At 61.1% G+C, this 17,121-nt stretch carries 16 protein-coding genes; 8 read left to right on the top strand and 8 right to left on the bottom strand.

Annotated elements, in window-relative coordinates:
* Window positions 1-46: 46 nt before the first annotated feature.
* A complete protein-coding gene (locus AB4O23_RS25410; protein WP_017529633.1) occupies window positions 47-1,249 on the top strand; it encodes a class I SAM-dependent methyltransferase in 1,203 nt (400 codons plus the stop codon).
* Window positions 1,250-1,265: 16 nt separating this feature from the next.
* On the opposite strand, the gene AB4O23_RS25405 is transcribed toward AB4O23_RS25410, so the two are convergent.
* From AB4O23_RS25405 to AB4O23_RS25380, 6 genes are all read right to left on the bottom strand, one after another.
* Window positions 1,266-2,165 carry a DMT family transporter gene (locus AB4O23_RS25405; RefSeq protein ID WP_065877120.1) on the bottom strand — a complete coding sequence of 300 codons (900 nt, stop codon included), beginning with the start codon at window positions 2,163-2,165 and terminating at the stop codon, window positions 1,266-1,268.
* A 99-nt stretch (window positions 2,166-2,264) separates the two neighbouring features.
* Window positions 2,265-4,835, bottom strand: a complete 2,571-nt coding sequence (locus AB4O23_RS25400) for a TonB-dependent receptor (RefSeq protein ID WP_460061147.1) — start codon at window positions 4,833-4,835, stop codon at window positions 2,265-2,267.
* A 128-nt stretch (window positions 4,836-4,963) separates the two neighbouring features.
* Window positions 4,964-5,932 carry a FecR family protein gene (locus tag AB4O23_RS25395; protein WP_017529631.1) on the bottom strand — a complete coding sequence of 323 codons (969 nt, stop codon included), beginning with the start codon at window positions 5,930-5,932 and terminating at the stop codon, window positions 4,964-4,966.
* On the bottom strand, window positions 5,929-6,468 hold the full coding sequence (locus AB4O23_RS25390; RefSeq protein WP_017529630.1) for an RNA polymerase sigma factor: 540 nt from the start codon (window positions 6,466-6,468) through the stop codon (window positions 5,929-5,931). Before AB4O23_RS25390 ends, AB4O23_RS25395 begins: the two co-directional genes overlap by 4 nt.
* A 117-nt stretch (window positions 6,469-6,585) precedes the next feature.
* Complete coding sequence (locus tag AB4O23_RS25385) at window positions 6,586-7,458, bottom strand: dihydrodipicolinate synthase family protein (protein ID WP_460089571.1); 873 nt, start codon at window positions 7,456-7,458, stop codon at window positions 6,586-6,588.
* A 28-nt stretch (window positions 7,459-7,486) separates the two neighbouring features.
* On the bottom strand, window positions 7,487-8,269 hold the full coding sequence (locus AB4O23_RS25380; RefSeq protein ID WP_017529628.1) for an aldolase: 783 nt from the start codon (window positions 8,267-8,269) through the stop codon (window positions 7,487-7,489).
* A 159-nt stretch (window positions 8,270-8,428) separates the two neighbouring features.
* Between AB4O23_RS25380 and AB4O23_RS25375 the strand changes: the two genes are divergently transcribed.
* Window positions 8,429-8,956, top strand: a complete 528-nt coding sequence (locus AB4O23_RS25375; RefSeq protein ID WP_116078288.1) for a helix-turn-helix domain-containing protein — start codon at window positions 8,429-8,431, stop codon at window positions 8,954-8,956.
* An 18-nt stretch (window positions 8,957-8,974) separates the two neighbouring features.
* Here AB4O23_RS25375 and AB4O23_RS25370 read toward each other — a convergent pair whose 3' ends face one another.
* Window positions 8,975-9,991, bottom strand: a complete 1,017-nt coding sequence (locus AB4O23_RS25370; RefSeq protein WP_017529626.1) for a DUF4917 family protein — start codon at window positions 9,989-9,991, stop codon at window positions 8,975-8,977.
* Window positions 9,992-10,115: 124 nt separating this feature from the next.
* Between AB4O23_RS25370 and yiaY the strand changes: the two genes are divergently transcribed.
* From yiaY to AB4O23_RS25340, 6 genes are all read left to right on the top strand, one after another.
* Window positions 10,116-11,264, top strand: a complete 1,149-nt coding sequence (gene yiaY / locus AB4O23_RS25365; protein ID WP_026067406.1) for an L-threonine dehydrogenase — start codon at window positions 10,116-10,118, stop codon at window positions 11,262-11,264.
* 85 nt (window positions 11,265-11,349) lie between these two features.
* Entirely contained in the window at window positions 11,350-12,024 is a 675-nt protein-coding gene (locus AB4O23_RS25360) for an NAD(P)H-binding protein (RefSeq protein ID WP_017529624.1), read from the top strand.
* Entirely contained in the window at window positions 12,024-12,977 is a 954-nt protein-coding gene (locus AB4O23_RS25355) for a LysR family transcriptional regulator (protein ID WP_223496981.1), read from the top strand. Before AB4O23_RS25360 ends, AB4O23_RS25355 begins: the two co-directional genes overlap by 1 nt.
* A 102-nt stretch (window positions 12,978-13,079) precedes the next feature.
* Complete coding sequence (locus AB4O23_RS25350; protein ID WP_017529622.1) at window positions 13,080-14,273, top strand: CaiB/BaiF CoA transferase family protein; 1,194 nt, start codon at window positions 13,080-13,082, stop codon at window positions 14,271-14,273.
* Window positions 14,270-15,211: a hydroxymethylglutaryl-CoA lyase gene (locus AB4O23_RS25345; protein ID WP_460150304.1), complete on the top strand. Its 942-nt coding sequence runs from the start codon at window positions 14,270-14,272 to the stop codon at window positions 15,209-15,211. Before AB4O23_RS25350 ends, AB4O23_RS25345 begins: the two co-directional genes overlap by 4 nt.
* 59 nt (window positions 15,212-15,270) lie before the next feature.
* Entirely contained in the window at window positions 15,271-16,599 is a 1,329-nt protein-coding gene (locus AB4O23_RS25340) for an MFS transporter (protein ID WP_065877114.1), read from the top strand.
* Window positions 16,600-16,606: 7 nt separating this feature from the next.
* Here the strand turns inward: AB4O23_RS25340 and AB4O23_RS25335 are convergent, their stop codons facing one another.
* Entirely contained in the window at window positions 16,607-17,092 is a 486-nt protein-coding gene (locus tag AB4O23_RS25335) for a DMT family transporter (protein WP_017529619.1), read from the bottom strand.
* Between the last annotated feature and the right edge of the window lie 29 nt (window positions 17,093-17,121).

The raw sequence follows: 17,121 nt of genomic DNA, 5'->3' as shown, positions 1-17,121 counted from the left end.
TCCCCCCTAAAATGCCTGGTATTCCCTGCCCGAGGCGTTTTTGTTCATGTCTGTCACCGCTCAACCGGATCATCACGCCCAGTTCATCGAACTGCTGAGCACAAACCTGGCGCAGAACGCCTTTATCAAACTGGTACTGGCCAAGTACGTGGGTGACGAAGCCGAACTGCAACGGCTGATCATCAAGCCTGTGACGGTCAAGGAGCAGGCATGCCTGTCCTTCGTTTACCGCTACAAAACTCGCGACATCACCAAGAACTTGCCCTTGGCCGACGGGGTGGCAGCGATTGCCGAACTGCTGCCGGCAGCGTTCAAGAACGCGCATTTGCTGGCGCTGACCGATGAAGCGCAGTTGGAATACAGCAAGAAGAACAAAAGTTCGCTGTTCAAAAGCAAGCCGCAGCAACTGCGTGAGGCGCCCTCGGCCGAACATAACCGCGAGAAGCATCGCTTTCTCGACCTGAGCCGCCCGTTCCTCGCCGACCTGGGCGTGACCGACGCCAAGCAGGCGTTGATCCCGTCGATGTCGCGCAAGTGGAAGCAGATCAACAAGTTCATCGAAGTGTTCAGCCATGCCCTGACCTCGTCACCGCTGAAGCTTGCGCAACCGGTGCGCGTCGCCGACTTCGGCTCGGGCAAGGGCTACCTTACGTTCGCGATCCACGACTACCTGCGCAATACCCTCAAGGCTGAAGGCGAAGTCACCGGCGTGGAACTGCGCGAAGACATGGTAACCCTGTGCAACGCCGCCGCCGCCCGCCTGGAACACCCGGGGCTGGTGTTCAAGTGTGGTGACGTGCGCAGCGTGGCGCCCAGCGAGTTGGACGTGATGATCGCCCTGCATGCCTGCGACATTGCCACCGACTACGCGATCCACACCGGTATCCGTTCCGGCGCGTCGATCATCATGTGCTCGCCGTGCTGCCACAAACAGATCCGCCTGCAGATCCAGAGCCCGGTGTTGCTCAAGCCGATGCTGCAATACGGCCTGCACCTGGGCCAGCAGGCGGAAATGGTCACCGACAGCTTGCGTGCGTTGTTCCTTGAAGCCTGTGGTTACGAGACCAAGGTGTTCGAGTTCATCTCTTTGGAACACACCAACAAGAACAAGATGATCCTGGCGGTCAAGCGCGCCGAGCCGGTGGACAACGCGCAGTTGCTGGAGAAGATTCAAGAGCTCAAGGCGTTCTACCACATCAGCGAACACTGCCTGGAAACCCTGCTGCGCGCGGATGGGTTGCTGGGCTGAACACAGCACCTCACCGTTAGACGGTGTGTACCTTGGGAATGGGCGCAGGCTGCACCGCTGTCTTGCGCCCCAACATCACCGTCACGATCACCCCACACGCAAACACCCACGTAATCGGTTCGATATGTTCCCCGAAGAACAATGCCGAAAACGCGATGGTGAAGAAGATTTGCAGCAACTGAATCTGGCTGACCCGCGCAATGCCGCCCATGGCCAACCCGGCGTACCAGGCAAAGAACCCCAGGAACTGCGAGAACAGCGACACATAGCCAAACGCCCACCAGGTGCGTATGGAAATCACACCTTGATGCTGCGCCGCCAGGTACCACACCGGGCCGATCAGTACCGGTGTCGACAGCACCAGTGCCCAGCAGATTACCTGCCAGCCGCCCATTTCCTTGGCCAGGCGGCCGCCTTCGGCATAGCCCAGGCCGCCTACCGCAATGGCGCCGAGCATCAACAGATCGCCCGCCTGGATACTGCCGGCCCCGGTGATCAACGCGTAACCGAGCACCAACCCGCTGCCCAACGCCGCGCAAGCCCAGAAGGCTTTGGATGGCCGCTCATGGGACAACCACGCCGCGTACAGCGCCACGCAGAGCGGTTGCAGGCCATTGACCAGCGCACCATGGGACGCCGGCAAGGTTTGCATGGCCCAGGCCGACAGCACCGGGAAGCCCAGAATCACCCCGGCGATCACCAGGCACAGCCCGCGCACCTGGCGCCAGCTAGGCCAGCGCTCGCGGCGCCACAGCAGCAGCGCCGCCGCCGGCACTGCCGCAAACAGCGCACGGCCGAGGCCGTTGAGCAGCGGGTGGATCTCCTGCACCACGATACGAGTGAAGGGCAGGGTCAGGCTGAAGATGATGACGCCCAACAGGCCGAGGGCCATGCCGGTGTTTTCGCGCGAGTTCATGGGGTAACCGAAATCCAGAGGGCTTCAAGGGAAGCCCATCTAGCCACAACCCCCGCCGAACGCGGGCCTACAGCTGGGCGCGGATTTATCCGTACAGTTTTAGAAGAAGCGGGTGACGCTGATCTTGGCGTTGCGGCCTTCGCTGTAGACACCTTCGCCGCTGAGCGCAGGTTGGTAGCTGCGGTTGAACAGGTTGTCTACGGTGAAGTTGAATTCGGTGCCTTTGAGGCCTGCCTGTTGCGGTTTCCAGTTGGCGAACAGGCCCTGGGTGTCGTAGCTGGCGTTTTCGGTTTGGTCATAGATAAAGTCGCCGATGGTTGAGTTCAAGCCGCCAGAGTAGATGTCGGTGGGTACGCGATCGGTCTTGCGTACGAACTGGCCCTGCCAGCCCACTTGCGCGTTCCAGCTCGGAATCTTGGTGCCCAATACCACGACCCATTTGGCCGGGGGGATATCCCGTGCCCATACGTGACGGTCGGTAGCCCAGGGGTTGGTGTAGGGGTTATCGCGTTTACCTGTAGCCCAGGAGTAAGTCAGGGAGCCGAACAGGTACGTCGAGTCGTAGTAGCCCTCCAGTTCGACACCCTTGATAGTCATGCCGCCGACGTTGCGATAGTTGGTTCTGGACGCCGTGTCGGTACACACCGTATCGATATTGCCCGGCACCGTCATTTCCCGTTCGCAGCCGATGCCGGTGGCCTTCATGATTTCGTCTTCGATACGGTTGTGGAACAGGGTGGTGCGCAGTTGCAGGTTGTCATCGCGGGTAAAGACACCGGAAAAATGGGTGACGTTGCCCGCTGTGATGGCCGTAATGCGCTCCGGTTCGAGGTTGAGGCTGGTGGCGCTGCGAGTGCTGTTGGCACCTTGGACCTCGTATTGTTCATCAATGACCGGCGCACGCCACGTGCGGTTCCAGCTGGCGAAGAACGCCACATCCGGGGTCACGTTCCAGAACGCGGCCAGGCGCGGCGACCATCCTGTATAGGTGCGGTCGCTGTAGTCATGGCCGACACGCGGGTCCGGGTTGCTGTAGTACGGCGCATCATTGGCTTCGCCGCGGTTGCGCACATGGTCGTAACGCAGGGACGGGGTGATTGTTACGTCGCCGAGTGTTACGGCGTCCTGCACATAGAAAGCGTTGGTATCGGCCTTGCCGTGAGGCATGAAGTAGGGCTGGAAATGCCCATAGTTGTATCTAGCGGTGTTGTAGGTCGCCCCCGGCATCCAACTTTCGGTTTCGCGGCTGTGCTTGCGGATCTGCACGCCGGTGGTGACCGCGTGTTCCAGCGGGCCTGTGGTAAGCAGGCTTATATTGCGTACCTCAAGTATTCGATCGGTGTAAGACGTTTCCATCTTGCGTCCACCGGTACTCAGGCCTATGACGGCGTTCTCGGCGCGCTCGTCAGTCTGGTCGGTCTGAGAGAATGAGTAGCTGAGTTTCAGGTCGATCAACGGATTGTTCAGCGGCTGGTATTGGTATTTGCCCGACCAGGTGGTGTCGACGGTTTCTCGGTCGGCCAGAAGACGTTTCAGCGCGCCTTCGTAGCCATACCGGTTGATGGTCAATTGCGTGGGTGGTGACGGGTAGCTTTTAGCCGAAAACGGCGCCATGCGTTCGCTTTTGGCGCTGGAGTAGGACAGTCCCATGCTGTGTTCGTCGGTGAAGTGAGCATTGAACTTCAACAGCTCGCCTTCTACATCCTGTGCACTGTTGGGTAGGCGCTTGGGGTTTATAGGGTATTCATTGCGCGGGTCCGGCGGCGTGCCTGCCAGCTTCATGTCTGCGCCGTCGCGCTTGGTCAGGTAGATCAGGCCGTCCATGCGCCCGTCATCGGTGCGACCATACAGCGCGCCGCTGTACACCTGCTCGTGGGTATTGCTGGAGTAGCCGTACTTGGTCATTGCTCCGGCATTGCGCCCGTCCTGGAGCAGGTCCGGTGCATCTTTTGTGGTCATGTTGACCGTGCCGCCGAAACCGCCGTTGCCGTTGAATGGCGAGTAGGGGCCTTTCTCTACCTCAATGCTTTTGATCAGCTCCGGCTCGATAAAAACCGTGCCTTGTTGATAGCGTTCGAAGCCGCTTTTGGTCGCGCCATCCACGGTCATGGGCACATCTTCGGCGTCGCCCATGCCTCGAATGTTGATGGTCTGGCCGCCTGGCTTGGGTGAGCCGCCCATGAATATCCCAGGTAGGGTCTGCAGCAGCGATGGAATGTTGTCGGGCTGGTATCGATCGATATCCGCCTGGCTCAAGGTGGAACGCCCTACGGTGCTGGAGTCGACTTCATTGCCGGTGCCGATCACGCTCAGAGCGTCCAGCTGGATCGCGCCGCTGTTGGTGGTCTTGGCCTCTTCGGGCCTTACCACGTAGGTGCTGCCGACCTTGATCAAGGTGAATTCGCCGTTTTTCAGCAGGGTGCGGATCGCCACTTCCGGCGTGAAGTCACCGCTGAGGGCCGGCGCCTTTACGTTCTTGAGCAACTCTTCATCGAACAGCAGCTGGATTTTTGCCTGCTGCGCCACTTGGCTCAAGGATGTTGCCAATGGCTGCGCAGGCAGCTGCAGCGTGAGCGAGTCGGCTTGGGCGCTGAGGCTTAAGGCCAGGCAGGTGGCGATGAGGGTCGGTCGAAGAAACAGGTGCGAAGCATGGCAAGGCGCGCGAAACATGAAATCCCCCGGTGCGGCCAAATGGCCAGAAAGGTGCGCGTATCAAACGCAGACCGGAGGAAGACGGAGCAGGCAAAAAAAACCACACCTGCGAATGAAAAATATTCTCATGTGTGGCTTTCAGCGAGTTATTTGCTCGATTCAATCCGTACGATGCCATCGGCCGAGACCACGGTTTTCACCGGCAGCAGGGCCGGTAATGCGTTGAGCAGGGCGTCTGGATCGTTCACATCAAGATTGCCCGAGACCTTCAGGTGCGCCACGGCGTTGCTGACCTGCATCGGTGCCTGGGGGCGGTACAGGCTCAGTTCATCGATCAGGCCGGCCAGCTCACGGTTGCGAAACGACAAGTGGCCACCGCGCCAGTCGGCGACCTCTTCGCCGGTGAGGGTTTGTTGTTGCACGGTGCCCTGGGCGTAGCTGTAGTTGGCGCGTTGCCGGGCGCCAAGCAGGGTGGCCGGGCTTTTTGCGTCCGGCTCGAAGGCGACCTCTCCATGGGCGACGCTGACCACCAGCTGTTGCGGGCTGCGCCGCACGTCAAACCCGGTGCCCACTACCCGCACGCTGGCCTCGCCGGCTTGCACGAACAGCGGCCGTTCCTTGTCGGCGGCCACTTCGATGTACAGCTGGCCTTTGTCCAGATGCACGATGCGTTGGTGCGCGGTGAAATCCACGCGCAGGCGCGTATTGGCATTCACATACAAGGTACTGCCATCCGGCAGGGGCAAGGTGCGCATGCCCTTGGCATGCGCCGCGACCTGGGTGTGGTAAAGCGTGCGGGGCGCGCCTATCTGGGTGGCCAGTACGGCGCACAGCAACCCGGCGGCCACGGCCAGGGCAGGGCGCCACACGGAGGTTTTGCGCGTCGGCAGCGCCACGGGTTTGTTCAGTTGCTGCAATTGGGCCAGGTCGGCCCACAGTTGTTCGAACTCGGCATAGGCGCGCGCGTGCGCGGGTGTTGCCAGCCAGGCGGCAAAGGCCTTGCGGTCGGCACGGTCGGCGTCGTTGCGATGGCGGGCAAACCAACTGGCGGCCTGGGCATCGATGGCGTCGCTGTCTTCGATGTCGAGGGCGTCGGTGTCGCTCAGGCGGTTCATTCTGGCTGCTCCGTGCCGGGTTCGGTGTGAAGGCGTCGCTTGCAATGCAGCAGGGCAAAGGCGATGTGCTTTTCCACCATGCTGGTCGAAATGCCCATGCGCTCGGCGATCTGCGCCTGGCTCAGGCCTTCGAAGCGGTGCAGCATAAGGGCTTCTCGCCTGCGGGGCGAGAGTTCGGCGAGGACTTCTTTCAACTGTTCCAGGCGTTGCAGGCGCAGCGCCGCGGCCATGGGTTCGTTTTGCTCGTCGGTGACAGGTTCCGCGTCTATGTCATCGTGACCCGCATGGACGGTGTGCCGTACCTTCTGTTTGCGCCAGTGATCACGCAGCAGGTTGCGCGCCATCTGGAACAGAAACGCCCGTGGCTGCTCGACGTTGGCCCGGTCGCGGTAGTTGAGCCATTGCGCAAAGACATCCTGGGTCATGTCGGCCGCGTCGTTGACGTTGTCGGTGCGTTTGCGCAGGAAATACAGAATGTCCGTATAAAACCCGCGAAAGGCATCGGCCGACAACGGGTCGGGCTTGGGACGAGACATGGATATCCTTCTTGACGAAGCACGGCTTGGAAAGGTCGCGAATGATATCGAGAATTATTGCTATTTGTCTCTATTTAAAAGGTGGGAAGGGGCCCCCTCCCACACTCGATCGCCGCTTCAGCGCAGCAATGTTCTCAGCTGTTCCATTGCCGCTTCGCCCAATGGAAACACCGGCAAGCGCGGATCGCCCACCTCCAGCCCGGTCAAGCGCAAGCCCGCCTTGATCGTCGCCGGCAACCCACCTTTGAGGATGAAGTCCAGCAACGGTAACTGGCGATAAAACAAATCCCGCGCCTTGGTCAGGTCGTTGGCCAATACGGCGTCATACAACGCGAGGTTCAGCTGTGGGATCAGGTTAGGCGCCGCCGTGCACCAGCCTTTGGCGCCCGCCGCGAAGGCTTCCAGCGCCAGCGGGTTGCAGCCGTTGTAGAACGGCACGTCGCTGTGGCGATGCAACTGATGCATGCGTTGAATATCCCCGGTGCTTTCCTTGACCATCGTGACGTTACTCACCTGCTTGATGATGCGCAGGATCAAATCCACCGACATGTCCGTGCCGCTGGTGACCGGGTTGTTGTACAGCATGATCGGCACGCTGATGCTGTCGCCGATCGCCGCGTAGTGGGCGAGGATTTCCGCCTCGCTGAGTTTCCAGTACGAGGTCGGCAGCACCATCACCACATCGGCGCCGTTGGCCTCGGCGTACCGGGCACGGCGCACGGCTTTGGTGGTGGTCAGGTCGGACACGCTGACGATAGTCGGTACGCGCCGGGCGATCTTTGCCAGGCTGTAGGCGCTGACTTCATCCCACTCGGCATCGCTCAAATACGCGCCTTCGCCGGTGCTGCCCAAGGGGGCGATGGCATGCACGCCGCTGTCGATCAAACGGTCGATGGAGCGCCCGAGGGCATCCAGGTCGATGCGCTGGCCGTCGGCGCTGAACGCAGTGATGGTGTAGCCGATGATGCCGTGAATAGTTGGGCTGGACATGGAAAGTCTCCGGTCGAAAAAGGGCAGGTCAGTTCAGGCAATCGGCGTGTTGGCGCAGGTTCTGCCGGGCGTAGTAATTGAACGCGGCGCCATCACGCTTGGGCCGGGAGATCCAGTCGTGGGCTTCGCGCCCAAGCGCCGGCAGGATTGGCTTGATGGTGCCCGCCGCCATTGCCAGCAACTGCAACTTGGCCGCGCGCTCGATCAACTGCGCGATCACGCAGGCTTGCTCGATGCTCGCGCCGGTGGACAATTGGCCATGGTGCGAGAGCAGAATCGCGCGTTTATCGCCCAGGGCCGCGGTGATGATTTCGCCTTCTTCATTGCCCACCGGCACCCCTGGCCAGGTTTCCAGGAAGGCGCAGTCTTCGTACAGTGGGCACAGATCCATATGCGACACCTGCAACGGTACTTCCAGCATCGACAATGCCGCGATATGCGTCGGGTGCGTGTGAATAATGCAATTCACATCCGGGCGGCCACGGTACACCCAACTGTGAAAACGGTTCGCCGGGTTGGGGATGCCATGACCTTCCAGCACTTCGAGGTCTTCGTTCACCAGCAACAGGTTGCTGGCGGTGATCTCGTCAAAACCCAGGCCCAGTGGTTGAGTGTAATAGGTGCCCGGTTGCGGCCCGCGCGCGGTGATCTGTCCGGCCAGACCGGAGTCGTGGCCGTTCTCGAACAGGATGCGGCAAGTGAGCGCCAGCTTTTGCCGGTCGGTCCACGTATTATCCGCCAGGGTGTTTTGCATCTGGACCAGCGCTTGCTTGACCAGTTGGTCTTTGGGGAGTGCTAATGTCTTGGCCATATCGGTGTCCTTTGGGTGGTTCAATGGACGTCGGATTTGCTGTTTCCCGCTGCTCGCAAGGTCGTTGGGTGAAGGCAAATGACACTAATGATGCTATATGACACTTTGTGTCATTGGCAAGCGCAGCCTATCGTTTCTTGCATGGATTAACTGCAGCACATGTCTATCCGTTTGAAATTATTGAGAAAAAAACTTGGCGTAACCTTGGAGACCCTGGCCGAAAAATCCGGGATGACCAAGAGCTACTTGTCCAAGGTCGAGCGCGGGCTCAATACGCCGTCCATCGCCGCCGCGCTAAAACTGGCCAAGGCGTTGAACGTGAACGTCGAAGAACTGTTCAGCGAAGACCGTGTCAGCCTCGACAGCTACAGCCTGGTACGCAGCCACGAGCGGCCCGACACCTCACCGGGTTACGCGGTACTTGCCCATCAGGTCAGCGAACGCAGCCTGTTGCCGTTCATCATCTACCCGCCGGCGCAATTCAGCGACAAGACCTTCAAGGAGCACCTCGGGGAAGAGTTTTTGTTTGTGCATGAAGGTTCGGTCGAGGTGGATTTCATGAATGAGCGAGTGATTCTGGAGCGCGGTGACGCGCTGCATTTCAACGCGCAAAAGCCCCACCGGATTCGCTCGGTGGGGGAGGTGCAGGCGCAGTTGCTGGTGGTGGTACACAGCGCCGAGGAATGATAGCGATGGGGCTTGAAATCAGCGCTCGACCGGCACCGACAACGCCGGATTACCCAATGCATGGGTGCGCGCCGCAAAAAACTTCAGCTGCACGCCGGTGCCGTCAAACAACTCCGAGTAGCGCCGCTTCTGCTGGCGGATAAACCCCTCGCTGCGCCCCGATACCGAGATCGCCAGGGTCGTCAGCCGGGCCTGGCGAATCGCATCCACCAAGTGTTTGTCCTGCGGCCCCAACTCATGGCCGAAAACGCACAGCGCGCCCTCGTGGTTCAACAATTGCTCATAGCAGAACGACAGGTAATCGGAGCTGCGGATGGTTTTGAGCTTCTCTTGCACCTGGCCTTCGCTGACGAACAGCGGCACGTCGTCGAGGGTCTTGATCGTATGGTTGATGGCAAAGCTGCTGAGCAAGGTGCTGTCGGTGGACGGCAATTTGCGCGCGGTGCCGTCGAGGTTGCGCACCAGGTGCAGGCCGCCGTGCAGGTACAGAATGCGCGTGGCCTCGCAGTGGGTGTGGCGCAGGTCGAAGCTGGCGTCGGCGCTGCCGAATAGATCGTCGATGCCGGGGGCATGCAGGGTCGCCCAGTAATTGAGCAGGTCGTAATTGCTGGTGAACACCGTTGAGTAGTGCTTCAACTCGGCGTTGATCGTCGCCAGCGTCGATGGCTGCACCAGACGCCACGGGATGTGCACGCTGTGGATGGTATTGATCAAGGCTTCCTTGATTGCGTAGTAGCGATTGCGCGGTGCGGCCGAACTGACCGCCAGGGCCTTGTTGACCCGGCTGGTGGTTTTCAGCGCCCCCAGGGCCTGCTCGAAGCTACGGGTTTGCAGGGCGTCGAACACGCTGAGTTCGGATTGGCTCAGGGGTTTTTCTTCCACGGTGCGTGCGTTTTCAAACAGCGAGTCGTAGGCGAAGTCTTCCCAAATCGTGCGGCTTGCGCCGTTGCCGATCAAAATCCCGCTGAAGTGGATGGCGCTGCGCAGTGCGCTCCAGTCTTCAAGGTGGGCGTCAATAGCTTGGAAGTCCTTCATTGCGGCGGGTCTACTCAAATCGGCTGGGTGGTGACTTTATCACGAGCCGGCGTTGATCCTGATCAAGATGCCGCTGGCGCGCGAGGTCGATGCTGTAGGCATAAACGTTATCCGAGGATTCGCCATGAGCAGCACCTTTTTCATTCCCGCCGTCAACATCATGGGCACCGACTGCCTCGACGAAGCCATGAACGCGATTCGCAACTACGGCTTTCGCAAGGCGCTGATTGTCACTGACGCCGGCCTGGCCAAGGCGGGCGTGGCGAGCATGATCGCCGAGAAACTGGCGATGCAGGACATCGATTCGGTGATTTACGACGGCGCCAAGCCCAACCCCAATGTGGAAAACGTCGAGAAAGGCCTGGCGCTGCTGCAGCAAAGTGCCTGTGATTTCGTGGTGTCTTTGGGCGGCGGTTCGCCCCATGACTGTGCCAAGGGCATCGCCCTGTGCGCGACCAACGGCGGGCACATTGGTGACTATGAAGGTGTCGACCAATCAGCCAAGCCGCAACTGCCCTTGGTGGCCATCAACACCACCGCCGGCACCGCCAGTGAGATGACCCGTTTCTGCATCATCACTGACGAAACCCGTCACGTGAAAATGGCCATTGTTGACCGCAACGTCACGCCGCTGCTGTCAGTCAACGACCCCTCGTTGATGGTCGGCATGCCCAAGGGCCTCACCGCCGCCACCGGTATGGACGCCTTGACCCATGCCATCGAAGCCTACGTGTCCACCGCCGCCACGCCGATCACCGATGCGTGCGCCATCAAGGCGATAGAGTTGATCAGCGCCAATCTGCGCCTGGCCGTACGCGACGGCAGTGACAAGGCCGCCCGGGAAAACATGGCGTACGCGCAGTTCCTCGCCGGCATGGCCTTCAACAACGCATCCCTGGGGTTCGTGCACGCCATGGCGCACCAACTGGGTGGTTTCTACGACTTGCCCCACGGCGTGTGCAATGCGGTGCTGCTGCCCCATGTGCAGAGCTTCAACGCCAGCGTCTGCGCCAGACGCCTGAGCGACGTGGGCCGCGCATTGGGCGCTGACACCAGGGGCATCAGCCATGAAGAGGGCGCCCAAGCGGCCATCGCCGCCATTCGCAGCCTGGCCCAGGATGTTGAAATTCCCGCCGGCCTGCGCGAACTGGGGGCCAAATTGCAGGATATTCCGCTGCTGGCCGGCAATGCCCTCAAGGATGCGTGTGGGCTCACCAACCCACGACGCGCGGATCAGCGGCAGATCGAGGAGATCTTTCGCAGCGCGTTTTGAATAGGGGCAGCGGCACGCTGCACGCGTTAAGCTACAAGTCGAATGCGTTTAACTTGAGCTTGCGGCGTGCCGCTGAGGTCCCCTTATGAGAGTTCTGTTATTCGGCGCCACCGGCATGGTTGGCCAGGGCGTCCTGCGTGAATGCCTGTTGGCCGCCGACGTGCAGGAGGTCGTCGCCGTCGGCCGCACGCCGTTGCCTCAGGAGCACGGCAAGCTGCACCAGGTATTGCACAGCGACATGCTCGATTTCCATCCCCTGGAAAACCTGCTGCAAGGCTTTGATGCGTGCTTCTTTTGTCTCGGCGTTTCGTCGGCAGGCATGAATGAAACCCGCTACACCCACCTCACCTATGACCTCACGCTGGTTGCCGCCAGCACCTTGGCGCGGCTCAATCCTCAGATGACGTTTATCTATGTGTCCGGCGCCGGTACCGACCGTTCCGAAGCGGGCAAGTCGATGTGGGCGCGGGTCAAGGGCAAGACCGAAAATGCGTTGCTGCGCTTGCCGTTCAAGGCCGTGTACCTGTTCCGGCCGGGGCTGATCCAGCCGCTGCACGGCGTGCGCTCGAAGACGCCGCTGTATCAAGGTTTTTATGCCGTCCTGGGCCCGTTGCTGTCGCTGGTGCGCCGTGTCAGGCCGGGCTGGGTGGTGAGTACCGAGACGGTCGGCCGGGCGATGTTGCAGGCGGTGCGTCAGGGCGCGCCGCAACCGGTGGTGGAGCAGGCCGATCTCCATCGCTTGGCCGGCGAGCGTCACTGATGTTGCACAAAAGCCTGGTGCGCCGCCTCGACCTGATCACCTTGCAGTTGTTTGTCTCGGTGTTCGAGGAGGGTACGCTGACCCGCGCCGCCGCCCGCGAAGCCATAGCGGTATCGGCCGCCAGCAAGCGCCTGATGGATCTGGAGCATGTGTTGGGCGTGAGCCTGTTCGTGCGCCGCGCCAAGGGCATGGACCTGACGGCCGCCGGCGAAACCCTGTTGCACCACGCACGGCAGATGCTGTTCAACGTCGAAAAAATGGGCATGGAGCTGGGCGAGCACAGCCACGGTGTGCGCGGTTATGTGCGGATGCTGGCCAATCTCTCGGCGATCATTCAGTTCCTTCCGGAAGATTTGCGGGATTTTTCCGAGCTGCATCCCGAAGTGAAGACCGACCTGGAAGAACGCCCGAGTACCGGCGTTGTGCAAGGCGTGCTGGATGGCGTGGCGGACCTGGGCATCTGTTCCTGCGATACCGATACCAAGGGCCTGCTCAGCGTGACCTATCGCCACGACAAACTGATGGTACTGATGCCCGCTCATCATCCGCTGGCCGCGCGCGACAGTTTGGCTTTCGCCGAGACGTTGGGCAGTGACTACGTGGGGCTGCATGTTGCCAGTTCCATCAATATGCGCACCCATGCCGCCGCGCGCGAGGCCGGCAAGATGTTGCGCCTGCGCATTCATGTGCCGGGCTTTGATGCAATGTGCCGCATGGTCCAGGCGAATATGGGCATCGGTATCCTGCCGCAGAAGGCCTACGAACTGTTTGGACGTGCGCTGGGCCTGCACGCGGTGCCGCTGACCGACGCCTGGTCGGACCGCCGATTGATCCTCGTGGCGCGTGACGAGGCGCAGTTGTCGCCGGTGAGCCGTTTGTTGTTCGATTATCTGAGCCTCTCGATGCCTGCCCTTGAGCGGCCTGTGAGTTCTGTCCTACAGACTATTCGCTGAGCGTTCGCGTTTTGCGAACGAACCTTGCCGACTGACGGTTGGATTTCTCTAATGCCGGTCCTCTAGCCTTGGTTCACATTCCAAGAATAAGAGGTACACCTCATGACGACTCCCCTGAGCGGCATCAAGGTGATCGAGATCGGCACCCTGATCGCCGCACCGTTTGCCGCACGGTTGATGGCCGAGTTTGGCGCCGAAGTGATCAAGATCGAATCCCTGGGCCAGGGCGATCCGCTTCGCAAATGGCGAAAGCTGCATGAAGGCACGTCGTTGTGGTGGTACCTGCAATCGCGCAACAAGAAGTCGTTGGCCCTGAACCTCAAGTCCAGCGAAGGCCTGGGGCTTATCAAGCAACTGCTCGGCGACGCCGACGTCCTCATCGAAAACCTGCGCCCCGGCGGCCTGGAAAAACTCGGCCTGGGCTGGGACGTATTGCACGCTCTAAACCCCAAGCTGACGCTGGTGCGCATTTCTGGCTACGGCCAGACCGGTCCCTATCGCGACCGCCCGGGGTTTGGTGCTATCGGAGAGGCCATGGGCGGCATTCGCTACACCACCGGCAACCCGGATTCGCCGCCGGCGCGGGTGGGGGTGAGCCTGGGTGACTCCCTTGCGTCCCTGCACGGTGTGATCGGTGCCTTGATGTCGTTGCTGCGGGTCAAGACCGGCCAGGGTGATGGGCAGGTGGTCGATGTGTCCCTGGCCGAAAGTGTGTTCAACGTGATGGAAAGCCTGGTGCCCGAATACGACATGCTCGGCCATGTGCGTGAACGCAGCGGCGGCGCGTTGCCCGGCATTGCACCGTCCAATACCTACCTGACCGCCGATGGCGCCTACGTGGTGATTGCCGGCAACAGCGACCCGATCTACAAGCGCCTGATGACCGCCATCGGCCGCGCCGACCTGGCCGAAGCCGCTGAGTTTGCCCACAACGATGGCCGCGCGGCCAAAAGCGCCGTGCTGGATGCCGCCATCACCCACTGGACCAGCAGCCTGCCCATCGAACAAGTGCTCAGCGCGCTGGAAGCCGCTGAAGTACCGGCCGGGCGCATTTACTCGGTGGCGGACATCGTCAGCGATCCGCACTACCAGGCGCGCGACATGTTGCTCAACGCCCAGTTGCCCGGCGGCGTGTCGGTGAAGATGCCCGGCATCGTGCCCAAGCTCTCCGAGACACCGGGCGCCGTGAACTGGCAAGGCCCGGCGCTGGGCCAGCACACCGACGACATCCTCAGTGGGCTGGGCCTCGCCGACGCCGATATCCAACGCTTAAAAAATACGGGGGTGGTGCAATGATCCAGGATTATTCCGAGCCATTGATCGTGCAGGAAGTCTCGCCGCGCGATGGCCTGCAAATCGAACCGACCTGGGTCGAGACGGCCGATAAGATCGCGCTGATCGACCAACTCTCTCTCGCCGGGTTTTCACGGATCGAGGCGGGCTCGTTCGTCTCGCCCAAGGCCATCCCGGCGCTGCGTGACGGCGAGCAAGTGTTCCACGGCATCGAACGCAAAGCGGGTGTGATCTATGTCGCGTTGATCCCCAACCTCAAGGGCGCCCAGCGCGCCATCGAGTCCCGCGCCGATGAACTGAACCTGGTGATGTCCGCCAGCCAGACCCACAACCTGGCCAATATGCGCATGCGCTGCGAAGCATCGTTGGCGGCGTTTGCCGAGGTGGTGAGGTTTGCCGCCGACCATCCGGTGCGCCTCAACGGCAGCATCGCCACCACCTTCGGCTGCCCGTTCGAAGGCAAGGTCGACGAAGACCGCGTGCTGCAGATCGTGCAGGCCTATCGCGAGCTGGGCATCCAGGGCATCACCCTGGCTGACACCACCGGCATGGCCAACCCGCGTCAGGTGCAGCGTTTGGTGAAACGCGTGCTGCAACACGTGCCGGTCAGCGACCTGACCCTGCATTTCCACAACACCCGTGGCCTGGGTTTGTGCAATGTGCTGGCCGCCTACGAGGCCGGCGCACGGCGTTTTGACGCGGCGCTCGGCGGCCTTGGCGGCTGCCCGTTTGCGCCGGGGGCGTCGGGCAATATCTGTACCGAAGACCTGGTCAACCTGTGTGAGGAAGTGGGGATTCACACCGGTATCGACCTGCCGCATCTGCTGACCCTGTCGCGCCGTTTGCCGGCGCTATTGGGCCATGAGTTACCCGGCCAGGTGGTCAGAACCGGGCGCAACAGTGACCTGCATTCACCTGCGGCTTACATCGCCACGTTGTAACGCCATACCAGACAACAAAAACAATCGGACGCCCATGAGCGGTCCGCTGGAGAAGCACAATGAGCACTGATACGTTAGAGACTGGCGCGCACCCGGTCGGCAAAGACGACGCCATTAAAGCGGTGGTTAAAAAGGTCGCCTGGCGCCTGATGCCGCTGATCATGGTGTGCTACCTGTTCGCGTTTTTTGACCGGATCAACATCAGTTTCGCCAAGTTTCAATTGCAAGCCGACCTGGGCTTGAGCAATACCGCGTATGGCCTGGGGGCGGGTCTTTTCGTGGTGGGTTACGTCCTCTTCGAAGTGCCGAGCAACATGATGCTGTACAAGTTCGGTGCACGGCGCTGGATCGCACGGATCATGGTGTCGTGGGGGCTGGCGACCGCCGCCATGGTGTTCGTCACCGCGGAGTGGCAGTTCTACGCGCTGCGTTTTCTGATCGGCGCCATGGAGGCCGGTTTTGCCCCTGGCGTGCTGTATTACCTGACGCTTTGGTTCCCGCAGGATTTCCGTGGGCGCATCACGTCAATGCTGTTCCTGGCTTCGGCGTTTTCCGGGCTGGTGGGCGCGCCGTTTTCCGGGCTGGTGCTGGAACACATGGATGGCGTGCTGCAGATACGCGGCTGGCACTGGTTGTTCCTGCTGGGTGGCCTTCCGTGCCTGCTGTTGGCGTGGATGGTGCTGACGCAACTCAAGGACCGCATTGAAGATGCACATTGGCTGAGCGCCGACGAAAAGGCCCTGTTGGCCAGCCGCATCGCGGTGCATGAAGTGCACAAGAAAGGCTCGTTGCTCCAGGCTGTGCGCATCCCGGGTTTCCTGATGCTGGGGCTGATCTATTTCCTGATCCAGGTGGCGTCCTACGGCCTCAACTTCTGGGCGCCACAGTTGATCCGAAGCGCGGGTATCGAAAGCCCGATGGTGATTGGCTTGTTGACCGCCATCCCGTACATCTGCGGGGCCATCACCATGGTCGTGGTGGGGCGTTGGTCGGACGCCACAGGTGAGCGTCGCAAGTTCGTCAGTGGGTTGGTGGTGTTGGGGGCGATTGGCTTCTTCTGCGCTGGGATCTTTGATAACCACACCACCTTCCTGATCATTGCGCTGGGTTTGCTGGGGGCCGGCATTATTGCCTCGATCCCGACGTTCTGGACGTTGCCGCCCAAATTGCTGGCAGGTGCCGGCGCCGGTGCGGCGGGCGGGATCGCGTTGATCAATACCCTGGGGCAACTGGGCGGTATCGTCAGCCCGGTAATGGTGGGGCGCATCAAGGACATCACCGGCAGCACCACGCCGGCGCTGTATGTCATTGGCGTGTGCGCGTTGGTTGCCGCGGCGCTGCTGATGTGGGGCCTGCCGCAAAAAATGCGTACCTCCGACAAGCGCTGACCTCGTTTCACGCAGCGGCCAAGGCTTTGGCCGGCGCGTTGGCGAACTGAATCAACGCCACTGCGGCCATCAACAACAGCGCCCCGACGACACGGGGCGTTGTCAGTTGGCGCTGCGCCAGGCCGAACAGGCCGAAGTGGTCGAGCAGCAGCGATGCCAGCATCTGCCCGGCCAGGGCCAAGGCAATAAACCCCGATGCCCCCAGCTTGGGCAACAGCATCAACGCCAGGGAAATAAAACACACGCCAAATGCACCGCCAGCCCACATCCACAAGGGTGCCTGGGTGATAAACGCCAGGCTCGGCAAGGGCAGTCGCAGGGCGATAATCACGGGCAACAACACGATGATACTCACCAGCAACGAGGCCAAAGTGGCCCACAACGGGTGGCCGAGCCCGCGCCCGAGGTTGGCGTTAATCGCACTTTGAAACGGCACCACCGCGCCAGCCATCAGTGCCAGCGCGCCCAAACCTGCCCAATGCCACATCGTCATGTCGAAACTCCTAGAGGTTTTGCTGGACT

The organism is Pseudomonas sp. H2_A10 (assembly GCF_054680085.1).
Note: the sequence above shows the minus strand (reverse complement) of the source record. Positions and strands in the feature narration are given on the sequence as shown.